This is a genomic window from Herbaspirillum sp. C9C3 (genome assembly GCF_013359625.1).
GTDB lineage: Bacteria > Pseudomonadota > Gammaproteobacteria > Burkholderiales > Burkholderiaceae_D > Herbaspirillum.
The window spans coordinates 54,443-72,727 of the sequence record NZ_JABFMQ010000019.1 but is presented as its reverse complement, the minus strand read 5'-3'; the positions used below and the strand labels follow the sequence as shown (position 1 = coordinate 72,727).

At 62.7% G+C, this 18,285-nt stretch carries 15 protein-coding genes; 7 read left to right on the top strand and 8 right to left on the bottom strand.

The genetic code is table 11. The features are described 5' to 3' along the window. Positions 1–155: 155 nt before the first annotated feature. A complete protein-coding gene (gene rpsT, locus HNO82_RS16830; RefSeq protein ID WP_006463174.1) occupies positions 156–422 on the bottom strand; it encodes a 30S ribosomal protein S20 in 267 nt (88 codons plus the stop codon). 401 nt (positions 423–823) lie between these two features. Between rpsT and murJ the strand changes: the two genes are divergently transcribed. Next, positions 824–2,377 (top strand): murein biosynthesis integral membrane protein MurJ, encoded by a 1,554-nt coding sequence (murJ, locus tag HNO82_RS16825; protein ID WP_175344497.1) that lies wholly within the window; start codon positions 824–826, stop codon positions 2,375–2,377. A gap of 111 nt (positions 2,378–2,488) precedes the next feature. After that, entirely contained in the window at positions 2,489–3,337 is an 849-nt protein-coding gene (locus HNO82_RS16820; RefSeq protein WP_175344496.1) for a SirB1 family protein, read from the top strand. A 15-nt stretch (positions 3,338–3,352) separates the two neighbouring features. On the opposite strand, the gene HNO82_RS16815 is transcribed toward HNO82_RS16820, so the two are convergent. After that, positions 3,353–5,272 carry an ATP-binding cassette domain-containing protein gene (locus tag HNO82_RS16815; protein WP_175344495.1) on the bottom strand — a complete coding sequence of 640 codons (1,920 nt, stop codon included), beginning with the start codon at positions 5,270–5,272 and terminating at the stop codon, positions 3,353–3,355. 325 nt (positions 5,273–5,597) lie between these two features. On the opposite strand from HNO82_RS16815, the gene HNO82_RS16810 reads away from it, so the two are divergent. The 3 genes from HNO82_RS16810 to HNO82_RS16800 all read left to right on the top strand — a co-directional run bounded on the left by HNO82_RS16810 (position 5,598) and on the right by HNO82_RS16800 (position 10,662). Then, the gene (locus HNO82_RS16810) at positions 5,598–8,084 is read left to right on the top strand and encodes a penicillin-binding protein 1A (RefSeq protein WP_175344494.1); all 2,487 of its coding nucleotides are present in this window, start codon (positions 5,598–5,600) and stop codon (positions 8,082–8,084) included. A 545-nt stretch (positions 8,085–8,629) separates the two neighbouring features. Further along, a complete protein-coding gene (locus tag HNO82_RS16805) occupies positions 8,630–9,364 on the top strand; it encodes a c-type cytochrome (RefSeq protein ID WP_175344493.1) in 735 nt (244 codons plus the stop codon). Beyond that, positions 9,361–10,662 (top strand): c-type cytochrome, encoded by a 1,302-nt coding sequence (locus HNO82_RS16800; protein ID WP_175344492.1) that lies wholly within the window; start codon positions 9,361–9,363, stop codon positions 10,660–10,662. The genes HNO82_RS16805 and HNO82_RS16800 overlap by 4 nt, the downstream gene beginning before the upstream one ends. 86 nt (positions 10,663–10,748) lie before the next feature. Here HNO82_RS16800 and HNO82_RS16795 read toward each other — a convergent pair whose 3' ends face one another. From HNO82_RS16795 to ftsH, 4 genes are all read right to left on the bottom strand, one after another. Next, a complete protein-coding gene (locus HNO82_RS16795) occupies positions 10,749–11,441 on the bottom strand; it encodes a response regulator (protein ID WP_175344491.1) in 693 nt (230 codons plus the stop codon). Between the two features lie 25 nt (positions 11,442–11,466). Next, positions 11,467–12,801 (bottom strand): phosphoglucosamine mutase, encoded by a 1,335-nt coding sequence (glmM, locus tag HNO82_RS16790; RefSeq protein ID WP_175344490.1) that lies wholly within the window; start codon positions 12,799–12,801, stop codon positions 11,467–11,469. 122 nt (positions 12,802–12,923) lie between these two features. Beyond that, a complete protein-coding gene (folP, locus tag HNO82_RS16785) occupies positions 12,924–13,772 on the bottom strand; it encodes a dihydropteroate synthase (protein WP_175344489.1) in 849 nt (282 codons plus the stop codon). Between the two features lie 245 nt (positions 13,773–14,017). Continuing rightward, positions 14,018–15,907, bottom strand: a complete 1,890-nt coding sequence (gene ftsH / locus HNO82_RS16780; RefSeq protein ID WP_008326840.1) for an ATP-dependent zinc metalloprotease FtsH — start codon at positions 15,905–15,907, stop codon at positions 14,018–14,020. Between ftsH and HNO82_RS16775 the strand changes: the two genes are divergently transcribed. After that, complete coding sequence (locus HNO82_RS16775; RefSeq protein ID WP_175344488.1) at positions 15,879–16,283, top strand: hypothetical protein; 405 nt, start codon at positions 15,879–15,881, stop codon at positions 16,281–16,283. The genes ftsH and HNO82_RS16775 overlap by 29 nt on opposite strands. A gap of 5 nt (positions 16,284–16,288) precedes the next feature. On the opposite strand, the gene HNO82_RS16770 is transcribed toward HNO82_RS16775, so the two are convergent. Next, on the bottom strand, positions 16,289–16,936 hold the full coding sequence (locus HNO82_RS16770; protein ID WP_008326838.1) for an RlmE family RNA methyltransferase: 648 nt from the start codon (positions 16,934–16,936) through the stop codon (positions 16,289–16,291). Positions 16,937–17,012: 76 nt separating this feature from the next. On the opposite strand from HNO82_RS16770, the gene yhbY reads away from it, so the two are divergent. Then, positions 17,013–17,471 carry a ribosome assembly RNA-binding protein YhbY gene (gene yhbY / locus HNO82_RS16765; protein ID WP_175344487.1) on the top strand — a complete coding sequence of 153 codons (459 nt, stop codon included), beginning with the start codon at positions 17,013–17,015 and terminating at the stop codon, positions 17,469–17,471. A gap of 155 nt (positions 17,472–17,626) precedes the next feature. Here the strand turns inward: yhbY and greA are convergent, their stop codons facing one another. After that, complete coding sequence (greA, locus tag HNO82_RS16760) at positions 17,627–18,103, bottom strand: transcription elongation factor GreA (RefSeq protein ID WP_013233401.1); 477 nt, start codon at positions 18,101–18,103, stop codon at positions 17,627–17,629. Positions 18,104–18,285 lie beyond the last annotated feature (182 nt).

Below are 18,285 nucleotides of genomic sequence, written 5' to 3'. Positions count from 1 at the left end.
CACTGCAAGGCAGTGTCCCTGCCGATACGGGTACAAAACACAAGGCTTGTAGAGAAGCGTCGCGAAAACGCAAAAAACCGCTTGAATTCAAGCGGTTTTCTTTTACTGCAGTCTGAAGCGGGCGAGGCCGCGCTTCAGTTCAAGCGCCGGAGCAATTAAGCAGCCAGGGCCTTCAGGGCAGCAGCCAGACGGCTCTTGTGGCGAGCAGCCTTGTTCTTGTGGATGATCTTCTTGTCGGCGATGCTGTCGATGGTCGACACGGAAGATTGGAACACGGAGGTTGCTGCAGCCTTGTCGCCGGCGGCGATGGCCTTGCGAACTGCCTTGATTGCGGTGCGCAGGGTCGAGCGCTGGCTCGAGTTGTGAGCGTTTTGCTTGACTGCTTGACGAGCACGCTTACGTGCCTGTGCGGTATTTGCCATGAAAATTATCCTAAATCGAGAGTCGTTTGCGCCGCAAACCCCGAGGACTCGCGATGCCAAATTCTGTAAAGTATCGGATTATAACCAGATTCCGGTGACAAGGCAATCCACTTGTCCGCATCTGCCCCAATTCTGCCGTAAACACGATGCCATCCGTTGCGATGCTGCCGCAGGCTTGCCGATTTCCGCAAAGAAATTCATACCGGTTGCCGAACCTGCTGACGCCGCGGCGACTCTATTGGCCCGGGCGCGGGGCCATTGTCTTTTCTTTCACATCGGCTCGAAACCACCCCTTCCCCGCTCCTGCACACGGCTCTGCCGCCGCGCCCGCCCTCCATGAACGCCGCCGGCCAACATCACCACCGCAAAAGCACCGCTGCCCACCGCTATAATGCCGCTCCATGAATCTGCATAAAACCCTCGCCGCCATCTCCGGCATGACGATGCTCTCGCGCATCACCGGGCTGGCCCGGGAAATCCTGTTCGCCCGCGCCTTTGGCGCCTCCGCCTACACCGACGCCTTCAACATCGCCTTCCGCATTCCCAACCTGCTGCGCCGGCTCTTTGCCGAGGGCGCCTTCTCGCAGGCGTTCGTGCCGATCCTGGCCGAATACAAGAACCGGCGCGGCGCCGAGCAAACCAAGCATCTGGTGGACCACGTGGCCACGGCCCTGATGTGGGTCATGCTCATCACCTGCGTGGTCGGCATCATCGCCACCCCCTTGGTGGTCTATTTCATCGCCACCGGCCTGCAATATGATCACGATGCCTTCAATGCCTCGGTGTTGATGACCCGCATCATGTTTCCCTACATCGGCTTCATGGCCTTCGTGGCGCTGGCCGGGGGCATCCTCAATACCTGGAAGGAATTCAAGATTCCGGCGGTCACCTCGGTACTGCTCAATGTCGCCTTCATCGTCGCCGCGCTGTTCGTGGCACCCTTCATGAAACAACCCATCTACGCGATGGCCTTTGCCGTGCTGGTGGGGGGCATCCTTCAGGTAGCGATCCAGGTGCCGGCCCTGATCAAGATCGGCATGCTGCCGCGCCTGTACTGGAATCCGCTGCTGGGGCTGCGTGACGAAGGCGTCAAACGGGTCTTGAAGAAGATGGGCCCCGCCGTCTTCGCCGTCTCGGCGGCGCAGATCAGCCTGATGATCAATACCAACATTGCCTCGCGCCTGGAGCATGGCAGCGTCTCCTGGCTAAGCTATGCGGATCGCCTGATGGAATTCCCGACGGCGCTCTTGGGCGTGGCGCTGGGTACCATCCTGCTGCCCAGCCTCTCCAACGCCCATGCCGCCGAGGACATGGAAGAGTATTCCGCCCTGCTGGACTGGGGGCTGCGCCTGACCTTCATGCTGGCCATGCCATCGGCCGTGGGCCTGGCCACGCTCTCCGAGCCGCTCACGGCCACCCTGTTCCACTATGGCCGCTTCGATGCGCTGTCGGTCACCATGGTCAGCCATGCGCTGGTGGCCTACGGCGTGGGCCTGATCGGCCTGATCGTGGTGAAGATCCTGGCACCCGGCTTCTACGCCAAGCAGGATATCCGCACCCCCGTCATCATCGCCGTGGGCGTACTGATCGCCACCCAGCTCATGAACAGTGTCTTCGTGCCGCTGTTCGCCCACGCCGGTCTGGCGTTGTCCATCGGGCTGGGTGCCTGTCTGAATGCCCTGTGCCTGTTCATCGGTTTGCGCCGTCGCCGGATCTATGTCCCGCGTCCGGGCTGGGGCCTGTTCCTGGTACGCCTGACCGGCGCGCTGCTGGTGATGGCCGGCGTGGCGCTATGGAGCGCCGGCCACTTCGACTGGGTCGCCCTGCGCGCCCATCCGCTGCTGCGCATCGGCGCGCTGATGCTGGTATTGATGGTATGTGCGGCGGCGTATTTCGGACCGTTGTTCGCGATGGGCTTCCGCCTGCGCGAATTCAAGCGCATCGCGCGTCGCTGAAGGGGCTTGCACAGCACTTCATCACAAGCCGGGCGCACTCTGACACAAGAAATTTCATTCCCCTCCCGGCAGACCTGACGCAGCGCGCAATATTTTGATAGCATGGGTGACATGACGCTCACCTCCCTCGACTATTTTGCTTCGCTGGTGCGCCAGGATGATTCGATTCCGCTGTTCGAATCCGCCTTGACGCTGGGACAGGATTTTTATCCGGAAATGGATTTTGCCGAGGAAGAGATGGCGCTCGACACGCTGGCGCTCAAGCTCAAGCAGCGCCTGCCCTCGGATGCCTCGCAGATCCAGAAGCTGCGCATGCTGAACCATTTCTTCTTCCAGGAAATGGCCTTCGCCGGCAACGTCAACAATTACTACGATCCCGACAACAGCTACATCCACCGCGTCATCTCGACGCGGCGCGGCATCCCGATCTCGCTGGCGGTGGTCTATATCGAACTGGCCCAGCACATCGGCCTGGAAATGAAGGGAGTGTCATTCCCCGGCCATTTCCTGATGAAGCTGTCGGTACAATCAGGCGAGATCGTACTGGACCCCATGAATGGCGCCAGCCTGTCGCGGCAGGAACTGGAAGAGCGACTGGAGCCCTATCTGGCGCACCAGCCGGAAGAAGATTTCGGTGATGAACTGCCCTTGGCGGCCTACCTGCGCGCGGCCCATCCGCGCGAGATCCTGGCGCGCATGCTGCGCAACCTCAAGGCCATCTTCATGGAAGGCCAGCGCTGGCAACAAGTGCTGGATGTGCAGGAGCGCCTGGTGATCCTGCTGCCTGAGGAAATCACCGAAAAGCGCGACCGTGGCCTGGCCTACGCCAACCTGGGCCAAGCCCAGGCGGCGCTGGAAGACCTGGAAGCCTATCTGGCCCTGCGTCCCCATGCCGAGGACGCGCCCAACCTGCGCGAGATGCTGCCTGACCTGCGCGAAGCTCTGCGCAAGCCAAGCTGACCGGCTTGGCCGGGCTTACTGCCTGCCTTCGATTTCTTCCCAGCGTTCCAGGCTCACCAGCAGTTCTTCGTCGATCTCGGCGAAGCGTTGGTTCAGCTTGACGGCTTCATCGGCGCTCTTCTTGTACAGATCCGGATCGGCCAGTTTCGCCGACAGTTCCTTCTGTTCGGCTTCCAGCGCGGCGATGCGTTTGGGCAGTTCTTCCAGCTCGCGCTGTTCCTTGTAGCTCAGCTTCTTCTTGGCCGGCGCCGGTGCTGCGGGTGCGGCCATGGTCGATTCAGCCTTGACCTCGTTCTTGTCGGCCGCCTTGGCAGCCGCCTTCGAAGCAGCGGTTGACTGGGCCGGACGCTGGCGCTCCCAATCGGAGTAACCGCCCACGTATTCACGCCAGAGGCCATTGCCTTCGGAGGCGATCACCTGCGTGACCACGTTGTCCAGGAACATGCGGTCGTGGCTGACCAGGAAGACCGTGCCTTCATACTCTTCCAGCAATTCTTCCAGCAGTTCGAGCGTATCGATGTCGAGGTCGTTGGTCGGTTCGTCCAGCACCAGCACATTGGCCGGCTTGGCGAACAGGCGCGCCAGCAGCAGGCGGTTGCGCTCGCCCCCGGAAAGCGTGCGCACCGGCGAGCGCGCGCGTTCGGGCGCGAACAGGAAGTCCGACAGATAGGTCATCACGTGCTTGCGCTGGCCGTTGACTTCCACCCAGTCACTGCCCGGGGCGATGGTGTCGGCCAGGGTGGTTTCTTCATTCAATTGCGCGCGCATCTGATCGAAATACGCCACCTGCATCTTGGTGCCCTGCTTGACGGTGCCGCTGTCGGGCGCCTCCTCGCCCAGGATCAGCTTCAACAGCGTGGTCTTGCCCGCGCCGTTCTGGCCGATCAGCCCGACCTTGTCGCCGCGCATGAGGATGGTGCTGAAGTCGCGCACGATGGTCTTGGGACCGTAGGCCTTGTTCACATTCTCCAGTTCCGCCACGATCTTGCCGGAACGCTCACCGGTACCCACTTCCAGCTTGACCTGACCCTGTCGTTCGCGGCGCTCGCTGCGCTGCACGCGCAGGGCTTCCAGACGGCGTACGCGACCTTCGTCACGGGTGCGGCGGGCTTGCACGCCCTTGCGGATCCAGACTTCTTCCTGGGCCAGGAATTTGTCGAACTTGGCATTCTCCACTTCCTCATTGGCCAGCAGCTCGGCCTTGCGGGCCTGGTAGGTGGTGAAGTTGCCGGGGAAGGACAGAATCTTGCCGCGATCCAGTTCGATGATGCGAGTGGAGACGTTGTCCAGGAAGCTGCGGTCGTGGGTGATGAAGAGGATGCTGCCCTTGAAGTCGCGCAGCAGTCCTTCCAGCCAGAGAATGGAGCCGAAATCGAGGTGGTTGGTCGGTTCGTCCAGCAGCAGCACGTCAGGATTGCCCACCAGCCCGCAGGCCAGCGCCACGCGCTTCTTCATGCCGCCGGAGAGCTCGCCGATGCGGGCCTCGCGGTTCAGGTTCAGCTTGTCCAGCGTGGTCTCGACCTTGTTGCCGATGGACCAGGCATCGGCCGCATCCAGCACGGTCTGGATCTGGTGCATGCGCTCCAGCAGGGCATCGTCGTTGTCACCGCCGAACTGGCCGGTGATGGCTTCATATTCGGCCAGTAGCGCCGGCAGCTCGCCCAGGCCCGAGGCCACGGCGTCAAAGACGCTCATCTCTTCCGGGAAGTGCGGCTCTTGATCGACATAGGCAATTTTCAGGTTCTGCTGCATCACCAGCAGGCCATCATCGAGCTTGGAGCGCCCCGCGATGATCTTGAGCAGCGAGGACTTGCCGGTGCCGTTGCGGCCGATCAGGCCGATGCGTTCGCCGGTCTCCAGCGAGAATTCGGCGTGATCCAGAAGGGCGACGTGGCCGAAGGCCAGTTGTGCGTCGGAGAGGGAAATGACTGCCATAGCGTGCGTGATCTGCGTGAATGCGACGGCCAGGGCCGCGCAGGATGAAAGCAAAGGCGCTTGATGCGGGAAAAAGCGCAAGAGCGGCATTGTACCGACTGCGCCGCCGAAATGCTGATTTAAGCGCAGCCACGCTCCATCGCGGGACGCAGAATCACTCCGGTTTGCATCAAAGCAACGGGATTGATGAAAAATAGCGACAAAAGCTCGAATTTCCCCGTCGTTCGAGAGCCATGTTACAACTGGTTAAGCATTGCCCAGGGCCGGGCCGCCGGGCTGGCGGCGTGATGCGGTAAGATAGCGCATTCCGATTCCCGCTCATCCCATGCCTTTTTCCTCTCTGCCAGACCTGCGCCGCCAGCGCGGCTTCCTCAATCCCAACATCGCCAAGTTCATCGGTCTGTCCATCCTCGGTCTGGGTGTGGCCGGTGCGCTGCTGGTGGTGTATGCACTGATCTTCATCAACCCGCGCCTGCCCTCGCTGGACCTGATCACCGACTACCGCCCCAAGGTACCGCTGCGCATCTGGTCCGAAGACAAGGTCTTGCTGGGCGAATTTGGTGAAGAAAAACGCAGCCTGGTCAAGCTCGAAGACATCCCGGCCGACATGAAGAATGCCGTGCTGGCCATCGAGGACTACCGTTTCTATGAACACGGCGGCATCGACTGGATCGGCATCGCCCGCGCGCTGGTGGCCGACATCCTGCGCGGCAGCGCCTCGCAGGGGGCCAGCACCATCACCATGCAGGTGGCGCGCAACGTCTTCCTGACCAAGGAGAAGACCTTCTCCCGCAAGCTCTACGAGGTGCTGCTGGCCAACAAGATCGAACATGCCCTGACCAAGGACCAGATCCTGGAGGTCTACATGAACCAGATCTACCTGGGCCAGCGCGCCTTCGGCTTCGCCGCCGCCGCCCGCACCTACTTCGGCAAGGACCTCAAGGACATCACCCTGGCCGAAGCCGCCATGCTGGCCGGCCTGCCCAAGGCGCCCTCGGCCTACAACCCCATCGTCAATCCCAAGCGCGCCCACATCCGCCAGCAGTACATCCTGCAGCGCATGCTGGAAGTGGGTTTCATCACCCAGGCCCAGTACGACAAGGCTTCCAAGGAAGAACTGAAGGTGCGCGCACCGGGCAGTCAGTACAGCATCCACGCCGAATACGTCAATGAAATGGTGCGCCAGATGGTGTACGCGCAGTACAAGGAAGACACCTACACCCAGGGCTTCAACGTCTACACCACCGTCAATGCAGCCGACCAGCAGGCCGCCTACCAGGCCGTGCGCAAGGGCGTGATGGATTACGACCGCCGCCACGGCTATCGCGGTCCGGAAGAAACCATCGCCCTGCCCGCCAACGCCGACGATCGTGCCGCGGCCATCGACGACGTGATGGACGACCACCCCGACAACGATGACATCCTGGCCGCCGTGGTGGTGGCCGCCAGCCCCAGGCAGATCGATGCGGTGCTGCGCAGCGGCGACAAGATCAGCATCAAGGGCGAGGCCCTGCGCTTCGTCGCTGCGGCCTTGTCGGAGAAGGCCAAAAAGGAGATCCGCATCGCCCCCGGTGCGTTGATCCGCGTGATGCAGGACGCCAAACAGAACTGGCAGGTGGTGCAGTTGCCGCAGGTAGAAGCGGCACTGGTCTCGGTGGTGCCGCAGGATGGCGCCATCCGCGCCCTGGTCGGTGGTTTCGACTTCACCCAGAACAATTTCAACCACGTCACCCAAGCCTGGCGCCAGCCGGGCTCGACCTTCAAGCCCTTCATCTATTCGGCGGCGCTGGAGAAGGGTTTTGCCCCGGCCTCCATCGTCAACGATGCCCCGGTTTCCTATCCGGCCGGCCCCGGCCAGCCGAACTGGGAACCCAAGGATGACGAAACCCCGGCCGGCCCCATGACCGTGCGCACCGCCCTGCAAAAGTCGGTGAACCTGGTGGCCATCCGTACGCTGGACTATATCGGCGTGCCCTATGCCCGCGACTTCATCACCGGCACCTACGGCTTCGATGCCGACAAGGTCCCGCCCTACCTGCCCATGGCGCTGGGCGCGGGCCAGACCAACCCGCTGCAGCTCTCGGCGGCCTATTCGGTCTTTGCCAACGGCGGCTACAAGATCCAGCCCTACCTGATCTCGCAGATCACCGATGCGCGCGGCAAGGTGCTGTCCAAGGCGGATCCGCTGATCGTGGGCAATGGCGCGCCGCGCGTGGTGGCCGAACGCAACAGCTACATGATGACCAGCATGCTCAAGTCGGTCGCCCAGAGCGGTACCGGCGCGCGCAGCAACAGCATCGGCCGCACCGACCTGGCCGGCAAGACCGGCACCACCAATGACGCCGTCGATGGCTGGTTCGCCGGTTATCAGCGCACCCTGGCGACCGTCGCCTGGATGGGTTACGACCAGCCCAAGAGCCTGGGCAGCAAGGAATTCGGGGCGCAGCTGGCGCTGCCGATCTGGGTCGACTACATGGCCAAGGCCCTCAAGGGGGTGCCGCAGTTCGACCTGCCGGTGCCGGACGGCATCCGCTTCATCGATGGCGAACCCTACTACGACAACTTCACTCCCAACAACGGTCTGGTGACCAATGTGGGCGTGACAGTGGTGGATGCCCTGTCAAACTTCTTCGGCTGGACACCGAGCTCCACCCCGGCTGCACCGGGCGCTCAACAGGGCAATACGCAGGCGGCACCGAACCTGCCCGGGTCCTCCCCCAGCACCCCGCGCACGCTACCGGGCGCACCGGCGGGCCGTCCCCTCAACGAGAACGCACGGCGCTTCATGGACAACACCAACCAGGGACATTGAAGCCGGGCCGGGCCTGGGGCCTGGCACCTGGCACTTCAGGAGCGGGACGGCAAAAGCAAACGGGCACTTCCGAAGAAGTGCCCGTTTCCTTTTGTCTGGCGCCCCCGACACGGATCGAACGTGTGACCTATCCCTTCATACCGCTATGGCTTTCGCCACCATCAGATACAGATGACCGGATGTTTGCAGTCTGGACTATACCTTGGCCATGGACCCTGCCCTGGCGAGCAAGATCGGGAGGCCGGAGCCGTCTAGTCTCTACACCTTCCGGCTTCCGAGGAAACCGGCTTGGCTCGGTATTGCCAGCAGCCGCAGGCTCAAAAGCATGCGCTGTCAGGGTTCACCGACTTTGACTCCATTCAGGCGGCGCCTTTCGGCATCCGCTGCCCAATTTGACTTAGGAGGGGATCGCTCTATCCACTGAGCTACGGGGGCAACAAGGCCGCTATTGTATCCGCTGCGCCGGCCCTTGCAAAGCTGCAAGCTTCCCATGCGCCGCAACGGCCTTGCACTACAATAGGCCGATGCGCTCGCCCACAATAAATATGAAGAAGCTTGCAGTCACTGCCCTGGGGACATGGATGGCAGCGGGCCTGGCCATGGCCCAGCCGACGGCGGACAAGCCGGGTACGATGCCGGGCATGGCCGAACGCATGGCCGCCTGCATCGCCTGCCATGGCAAACAGGGGCGGGCCACGGCCGATGGCTACTATCCGCGCATCGCCGGCAAGCCGGAGGGATACCTGCTCAATCAGCTGCAGAGTTTTCGTGATGGACGGCGCCGTTATCCGATGATGAATTACCTGCTGGGCAATCTTTCGGATGATTATCTCCGGCAGATCGCCGCCTTCTTCGCCGACCAGCATCCGCCCTATCCGCCGCCGGTTCCCGCCGACGCCGGCACCGCCGTACTGGATCGGGGGCGCCTGCTGGTGAGCCAGGGCAAGCCGAGGCAGGGCATTGCTGCCTGCGCCAGCTGCCATGGCGTCGGGCTGGGCGGCGTACAGCCGGGCATCCCGGGATTGCTGGGCCTGCCGCACGACTATATCAATGCGCAACTGGGGGCCTGGCGCAATGGCGAGCGCACTGCCAGCGCACCGGACTGCATGGGCAAGATTGCCCGGGCCCTGAGTCCGGAAGACATCAATGCCGTCAGCAGCTGGCTGTCCTCCCAGCCGGTGCCGGCCGACTATGCCCCGGCGCGCAGCCTGCCCCAGCCACTCCCGGTGGCCTGCGGCAGCATGCCGCCGGGTCCTGCCGACGCAGGAGCGGCACGATGAACAAGATCTTGCGTCGGGGACTGGGGATGCTGCTGGGCAGCGTGCTGGCGGTCGTGGCGCTGGCCGCCGGCGTGATCGCCTGGCAAAGCCTGCGCAGCGAAGATACCGGTGTGGCCACCCCGGTCACCGATGCGCAGGCGCAGCGACTCAGGGGGCAATACCTGGCACGCGCCGGCAACTGCATGGCCTGCCATACGGTGCGCGGCGGTGCGGCCTATGCCGGTGGCCGCCCCATCGCCACCCCCTTCGGCACGCTCTACACCACCAACCTCACGCCGGACAAGGCCACCGGCCTGGGCGACTGGAGCGCCGACGATTTCTGGCGCGCCCTGCACCACGGACGTGGACGCGATGGCCGTTTCCTCTACCCGGCCTTCCCCTACACCAGCTACACCCGCCTCACCCGCGACGACAGCGATGCCCTGTTCGCCTGGCTGCGCGGCCTGCCTCCCGTAGTTCAGCCCAATCGTTCACATGATTTGCGCTTCCCCTACGACCAGCGGCCGCTGCTGGGCCTGTGGCGCGCATTTTTCTTCACACCGGCTGTTTACCAGCCTGATCCGGCGCGCTCCGCCCAGTGGAACAGGGGCGCCTACCTGGTGCAAGGGGCTGGCCATTGCAGCGCCTGTCACAGCGCCCGCAACCGGGCCGGCGCCAGCATTGCGCCGCTGGCACTGGCCGGGGGCATGATCCCGGGGCTGGACTGGTATGCGCCGCCCCTGCATGGAGCAGAGCATGGCCTGGGCAACTGGAGCGAGGCGGACATTGCCGCCCTGCTCAAGACCGGCGTCTCGCCCCGCGCTGCCTCGCTGGGGCCGATGTCGGAAATCGTCGGGCGCAGCCTGCAGTATCTGAACGATGAGGATATCGGCGCCATGGCGGTCTACCTGAAGTCGCTGCCGGCACAAGCCCTGCCCAAGGATGGCATGGCCGCCCAACCGGAACCCGCCGAGGCCGAACGCATCCTCAAGCAGGGCAAGAAGCTCTACGGAAGTCTGTGCGTGGACTGCCACGGCGGCCGTGGCCAGGGCAGCGCACCGGATTATCCGCCGCTGGCGGGCAACCACGCCATTGCCGGGCCAGAGCCGGTCAATGCCATCCGGGCCGTGCTCAATGGTGGGTTCCCGCCCTCCACGACAGGCAACCCCTACCCCTTCGGCATGCCACCCTTCGGTCCGCAGCTCAGTGACCAGGAGGTGGCCGCACTGGTCTCCTATGTGCGCAATAGCTGGGGCAACCAGAGCGGCTTCGTTTCAGCCTCGGAGGTGAACCGCTATCGCAGCGTGCCGCTGGATTGATCCTGCGCAGCGCATCCTGGGTGCGGCTCGAAAAAAAAGGCGATCCGGATATCGCCTTTTTCATTCACATTCTAGATGAAGAAACGTCAGTGCTCGGTACTGAGCTTGTAGCCCATGCCGCGCACCGTCTGCACGTAGTACGCCAGATCACCCAGCGACTTGCGCAGGCGCATGATGTGCACATCGACCGTGCGCTCCTCGATGAAGGTGTGGTCTCCCCAGACCCTGTCGAGCAACTGGGCGCGTGAAAAGATGCGCTCCGGATGCGCCACCAGATAGCGCAGCAGCTTGAACTCGGCCTGATCCAGCGCCACCGACCTGCCCGCCACGGCCACCTGGCGGCGTTCGACGTCGATGCTGATGTCGCCGTAGCGCAGTGCCTGACTGCCGATCTCGGGCGTCTTGCGACGCAGCAGGGCCTGCACCCGTGCCACCAGTTCCTTGGGCGAGAACGGCTTGGTCACGTAGTCATCCGCGCCCTCGTTCAAGCCCTTGACCTTGTCTTCTTCCATGCCCTTGGCGGTGAGCATGATGACCGGCAGCGCCGCCGTACGCTGGTCGCGCCGCAGCTCCGCCAGCAGCACCAGACCGGAACTGTCGGGCAGCATCCAGTCCAGCAGCACCACGTGCGGCAGCGATTCGGCGATCAGCTTGCGGGCCTGGGCCACGTCGGTGGCGACGGTGGTGGCAAAACCCGCTCCCTGCATCGTAAAGCGCAACAGCTCCGCGATGCTGGGTTCGTCTTCGACCATCAGGATGTGGGGGAGCTCTTTTGACATCTTCCTTGGCTTCGCTGTGGCTCGATCAGAGTACCTTGGCCGCGATACGCTGGGCCATGGTACGCGCCAGCTCGGCTTCTTCGGCTTCCACCATCACGCGGATCAGCGGTTCGGTGCCGGACGGTCGCAGCAGCACGCGGCCGCGCTCGCCCAGTGCCTCTTCCACCGCAAGCTTCTCGGCTTGCAGGGCGGCGTTGGACTTCCAGTCATAGCCGGCCGGAATCTTCACATTGATCAGCGATTGCGGAAACAGGGTGATGTCACCGGTCATCTGCGCCAGGCTCTGGCCGGCGCGCTTCAGGGCACACAGGACCTGCAGCGCCGAGACGATGCCATCACCGGTGGTATGCCTGTCCAGCGCCAGCAGGTGGCCGGAACCTTCGCCGCCGAGCAGCCAGCCCTTTTCCTGCAGCACTTCCAGCACATAGCGGTCGCCCACCTTGGCGCGCGCGAAGGGCACGCCCATCTTTTTGAAGGCCACTTCCAGGGCCATGTTGGTCATCAGGGTACCAACTGCACCATCGACCGGGCCGGTGGCCAGGCGGTCCTTGACCATCAGGTAGAGCAGTTCATCGCCGTTGTAGATGCGGCCATGGCCATCGACCATGATGAGCCGGTCGGCGTCGCCGTCCAGGGCAATGCCCAGGTCGGCGCGGTATTCACGCACCGCGGCTACCAGCGACTTGGGCGCGGTGGCGCCGCAGTCCTCGTTGATGTTCAGGCCATCGGGCTGATTGCCGATGGTGATGACTTCGGCCCCCAGCTCATGGAATACGTGCGGGGCGATGTTGTAGGCCGCGCCGTTGGCACAGTCCACCACCAGGCGCATGCCACGCAGGTCCATGGCGCTGGGGAAGGTGCTCTTGCAGAATTCGATGTAGCGGCCGGCCGCATCCGACAGGCGGCGTGCCTTGCCCAGCTTCTCGGAGGGAACGCACTCCATGGGCTGCTCCAGGGCGGCTTCGATATCGGCCTCGACCTGGTCGGGCAGCTTGTTGCCCTTGGCCGAGAAGAACTTGATACCGTTGTCGTGATAGGGATTGTGCGAGGCCGAAATCACCACGCCGGCCGACAGGCGCTGGGCGCGGGTCAGGTAGGCCACGGCCGGGGTCGGCAGTGGCCCGGCCAGCCAGACATCCACCCCGGCCGCTGCGAAACCGGCCTCCAGGGCGGCTTCCAGCATGTAGCCGGAAATGCGGGTGTCCTTGCCGATCAGCACCGTGGGACGCGCCACGCCATCCTTGGACTTGGCCAGCACCTTGCCGGCCGCATAGCCCAGGCGCATGACGAAATCAGGGGTAATGGGTGCCACGCCTACGCGACCGCGCACACCATCGGTGCCGAAATATTTTGCTGCCATGTTGATCCTTTATTGCTTGTCGATGTCTTGCTGGCCGGGCGAAGGCGTCGGCCTGTCTCCAGTGAAGACGATGGGTTGCTGCCTGATGATCGGTGAGGTCCGAAGCTGCATTGCCACTGTGCCTACCGATCGGCGCGCCCGGCCTGCCACATGGCCAGTGCATCGACCGTCTCGGCCACATCATGCACCCGGATGATCATCGCGCCCTGCTGCGCCGCCGCCAGCGCCGCGCCGAGACTGCCGGCCATGCGGCGTTCCAGCGGCTTGCCGGTGACGGCGCCGATCATCGACTTGCGCGACATGCCCGCCAGCAGGGGCAGGTCCAGCATGTCGATCAGTCGGCGCGTGTTCTTGAGCAAAGCCAGATTATGCTCCACAGTCTTGCCAAAGCCAAAACCGGGATCGATACAAATCCGTTCACGTCCGATGCCGGCTGCGCGCATGAGGTCGACCTGGGTCTGCAGGAATTGGGCGACCTCGGTCACCACATCTTCATATCGGGGTTCCTGCTGCATGGTCTGCGGCTGCCCCTGCATGTGCATCACGCACAGGCCGGCCTCGCTGTCCTTGACCGCATCGATGGCGCCCTCGGCACGGAAACCATTGATGTCATTGATGATGTCCACCTCGGCGGCCAGCGCTTCGCGCATGACGGCGGGCTTGTAGGTATCCAGCGAGATCGGCTTGCCGCAGTCGCGCAGGGCATAGATCACCGGCATGACGCGCTCCAGCTCTTCCTGCAAGGACAGCGGGGCGATGCCGGGACGGGTCGACTCGCCACCGATGTCGATGATGTCGACCCCGTCGGCGATCATCTGTTCGGCATGGGTCAGGGCCAGCTCCAGGCAGTGATGGCGGCCGCCATCGGAGAAGGAATCGGGCGTCACATTGAGAATACCCATGACCAGCGGCCGGCGGCCAGGCTGGACCGGCAGGCGGAACCTGCCGCACTTGAGAAATGCTTGCGTCATCTTGCTGTTGTGGGTGTTGCGGATGAGTTGTCCGACGTAGCGACCTTGCGGAGGCTGCGCCGCCTGCCATCGCTCTGCGGCTGCATGATACACCGCCGATGGACCGTCTTTATACTTTTGTCCGGCAAGCGCGTCATCGACTGCACGGTTTTTCATCTGCCAAATAAAAAAGGTGAGGATCGCTCCTCACCTTCATCAAACCTGCGGTCTCAGGCGCTCGGGCTGTTCGCCGCAGCCTTCACGCTTCAGGCCGGAGCCGTGGCGTTGGGCGAGACGTCGCCGGAACGATTGCCGTCCGACGGCGACTTCTTGACGGGAGTCCCATTGCGCGGCGGACGCGGTTCGTCACCGTTCATGATGTCGTTGACCTGATCGGCGTCCAGGGTTTCCCATTCCAGCAGGGCCTTGGCCATGACGTCGACCTTCTCGCGGTTTTCTTCCAGCAGACGACGGGCCAGGGCGTATTGCTCGTCGAGGATGCTGCGGATTTCAGCATCCACCTTTTGCTGGGTGGCTTCGGAGACGGTCTTGGAGGACATGCGGCCGAAGTAGGCATCCTGCTCCGAATCCTCATACACCATGGTGCCCAAGGTCACGGACATGCCGTAACGGGTAACCATGGCGCGAGCCAGCTTGGTAGCGCGCTCGAAGTCGTTGGAAGCGCCGGTGGACATCTGGTGCATGAAGATTTCTTCAGCGATACGACCACCGAAGAGGATAGAGATCTCTTCCAGCATCTTGTCCTTGTACATGTTCACGCGGTCATGCTCCGGCAGCTGCCAGGTCAGGCCCAGGGCGTAGCCACGCGGCATGATGGTGACCTTGTGGACCGGATCGGCCTTGGGCAGCAGCTTGGCGACGACGGCGTGGCCGGACTCGTGGTAGGCGGTGTTGCGGCGCTCTTCCTCGCGCATCACGGCCGACTTGCGTTCCGGACCCATGACGATCTTGTCCTTGGCATCTTCGAAGTCCTGCATTTCCACCAGGCGCTTGTTGCGGCGCGCAGCGAACAGGGCGGCTTCGTTGACCAGGTTGGCCAGGTCGGCACCGGAGAAACCGGGGGTACCACGGGCCAGGATATCGGCCTTGACGTCCGGCGCGATGGGCACCTTGCGCATGTGCACATAGAGGATCTGTTCGCGGCCACGGATGTCGGGCAGGCCGACCATCACCTGGCGGTCGAAACGGCCCGGACGCAGCAGCGCCTTGTCCAGCACGTCGGCGCGGTTGGTAGCGGCGATGACGATGACGCCGGAGTTGGCTTCGAAACCGTCCATCTCCACCAGCATCTGGTTCAGGGTCTGTTCGCGTTCGTCGTTGCCGCCGCCCATGCCGGCACCACGATGGCGACCGACGGCGTCGATTTCGTCGATGAAGATAATGCAGGGAGCATGCTTCTTGGCGTTCTCGAACATGTCACGCACACGCGATGCGCCCACGCCGACGAACATTTCCACGAAGTCCGAACCCGAAATGGTGAAGAACGGCACCTTGGCTTCGCCGGCGATGGCACGGGCCAGCAGGGTTTTACCGGTACCCGGGGGGCCCACCATCAACACACCGTGGGGGATGCGGCCGCCCAGCTTCTGGAACTTGGTCGGGTCACGCAGGAATTCGACCAGCTCCTGGACTTCTTCCTTGGCTTCGTCGCAACCGGCGACGTCGGCGAAGGTGACGGAGTTGCTGTTTTCATCCAGCATGCGCGCCTTGGACTTGCCGAAGGAGAACGCGCCGCCCTTGCCGCCGCCCTGCATCTGGCGCATGAAGAAGATCCAGACGCCGATCAACAGCAGCATCGGGAACCAGGAAATGAAGATTTGCGACAGGAAGGACTGCTCTTCCGGCTGGCGCACGTCGAACTTCACGCCATTGTTCAACAGGTCGCCGACCAGGCCGCGATCCAGGATGGTGGTCGCGGTCTTGACCTTGGTGCCGTCCTGAGTGGTGGCGATGATGTTGCGATCCTCGATGGTCGCGTCCTTGATGTGTCCGGCCTTGACCTCGGAGATGAAGTCCGAATACGCGATCGGCTTGGCATTGGTCGCCATGCTGCGGCTGTCGAACTGTTTGAACACCATAAACAGCACGAGCGCGATGACTACCCAGATGGCAGCCTTGGAAAACATATTGTTCACTGGAACTCCTCCGACGCCTGCGCGCCACGTTGCCTTTGTATCGTCCGATTTTACCCGGATTCAACCACCCTTACACGGAAAACCGCCGTCCGACCAGCCTCGCCCCGCCCTGCTGTGCCATCGCGCAACGCACAACAACGCGTCGCACCAGGCTGCAGGCTCATTTCTTTGCCATTCCGTCATCAGCTTGAAGACGGGCGGGGAAGACCTGTTTGTCGCCAAGTTTGTCACCGATTCAGACAGACTAACGATTTCCAGAAATCGATATAAGGCTGAAATCGGGCAAAACAAGGCGGGAAAATTCACTAAATCGCCGGTTTTACAGCAGATTTTGCGCTGGATTGCGGATGACGAACCGGTTTTGAGTCAACTTTAACCGATTTAACTGCGAGGATTTTTCAGGATTTTCCCTAGCAGAAAGATTTCGGACGACTTGTCGCGGCTGGCCTTGGGTTTCTTGGACATCACCGTCTTGAATTCGGCCCGGAATTTGTGCACCAGTTCGTTGTAGCCGGTCCCGTTGAAACACTTGACCAGCAAAGCGCCGCCAGGTTTCATGTGCAGCTGCGCAAAATCGATGGCCAGGTCGATCAGGTACTCCACCCGCGCGGCATCGGCAATGGCCACGCCCGACAGGTTGGGCGCCATGTCCGAGAGCACCAGATCGGCCTTGCGCCCCTCCAGCACGGCTTCGAGCTGGCGCACCGGCTCGTCTTCGCGGAAGTCGCCCTGGATGTAGTGCACATCGGCAATCGGGTCCATCGGCAGGATGTCCAGCCCGATGATGGTGCCGTGGATGCCGCCACCCTCGGCGCCGGCCAGCTTGTTGCGGGCGTACTGGCACCAGCTGCCGGGGGTGCAGCCGAGGTCGACGATGACCTGCCCGGGCTTGATGAGACGTTCTTCCTCATCGATTTCCTTGAGCTTGTAGGCGGCACGCGCACGATAGCCTTCCTTCTGTGCCAACTTCACATAAGGGTCGTTGATATGGTCGTGTAACCAGTTTTTGTTCAGTTTGTTCTTTGCCATTCGCGTAGAATACTGGTTTTATCTCATTGAGGGACAACTTGGCGCCGCCGAGACCTCGTCCCGAACCTGCACTCCCATGTTGAATCTGACTCCCGCCGAGCGCAGCGAACTGCGCGCCCAGGCCCATGGCTTGAACCCCGTCGTGATGGTAGGCGAAAGTGGCCTTTCCGAATCCGTCATGAAGGAAATCGACAAGAGCCTCAACGCCCACGGCCTCATCAAGGTCCGTGTCTTCGGCGACGACCGCGAAGCCCGCATCGCGATCTACGAAACCATCTGCGCCGAGCTCAAGGCGGCCCCGGTACAACACATCGGCAAGCTGCTGGTGCTGTATCGCCCGCAAAAGGACGAAGGCAAGAAAGCCGCTGCCGGCGCCAAGGGCGGCCTGCGCGAAGTGACCATCGTCAAGTCGCACGCCACCAAGCGTCCTTCGGTGAGCAAGGTCATGCTCAAGGGCAACGAACGCATCACCGCCGGTGGTCTGGTCAAGAAGGCCAAGCCGCGCCAGCGCAGCACCAAGAAGTCGCTCGGCTGATCCTTCGGTCGCTGGACGCACCGGGCTGCAGCTTGCTGCGGCCCACAAAACAGAATGCCCGCTGATGCGGGCATTTTCATTTCCGGCGTCGGTGTTGCGGCAGGATCAATGCCGCATCCGCCCTGCTCTGCGCGGGACGGATGCGGCGGACTACGTCAGACGTAGCGCACTTCCAGGATTTCGTATTCCTTCAGGCCCGAGGGGGCTTCCACGGCCACCACGTCACCGGCGCTCTTGCCGATCAGGGCACGGGCGATGGGCGAGGTCACGGAGACCTTGGATTCCTTGATGTCGGCTTCGTCCAGACCGACGATCTGGTAGGTCACCTTCTCGCCGCTGTCCAGGTTTTCCAGGTCCACGGTGGAGGCGAAGACCACGCGGCCTTCGGCGTTCAGTTCGGCCGGGTCGACGATCTGGGCCGCGCCCAGCTTGCCTTCCAGGTCGGCGATACGGCCTTCGATGAAGGCCTGGCGCTCCTTGGCCGACTCGTATTCGGCGTTTTCGGACAAGTCACCCTGCGCGCGCGCTTCGGCGATTGCATTGATGACTTCCGGACGGTCTTTGGTTTTCAAACGGTGCAATTCTTCCTTCAGAAGTTCGGCGCCACGCTTGGTAAGGGGAACTGTGCTCATAAGTCTCTTGCTCAAGGTTAGGGTTACACGGAAGACGCATCCAAGGTCCGCCGGCCGCTGAACACGCAAAAAGATCTCCGCGCCGCCAACCTGGCGGACAAGCGTTGTTTTTACGGGAACAGTCTGACTGGTGAACGGACCGTTGCTGCAGGATTCCGTCAGCTCTTCAACAACACGCGCTC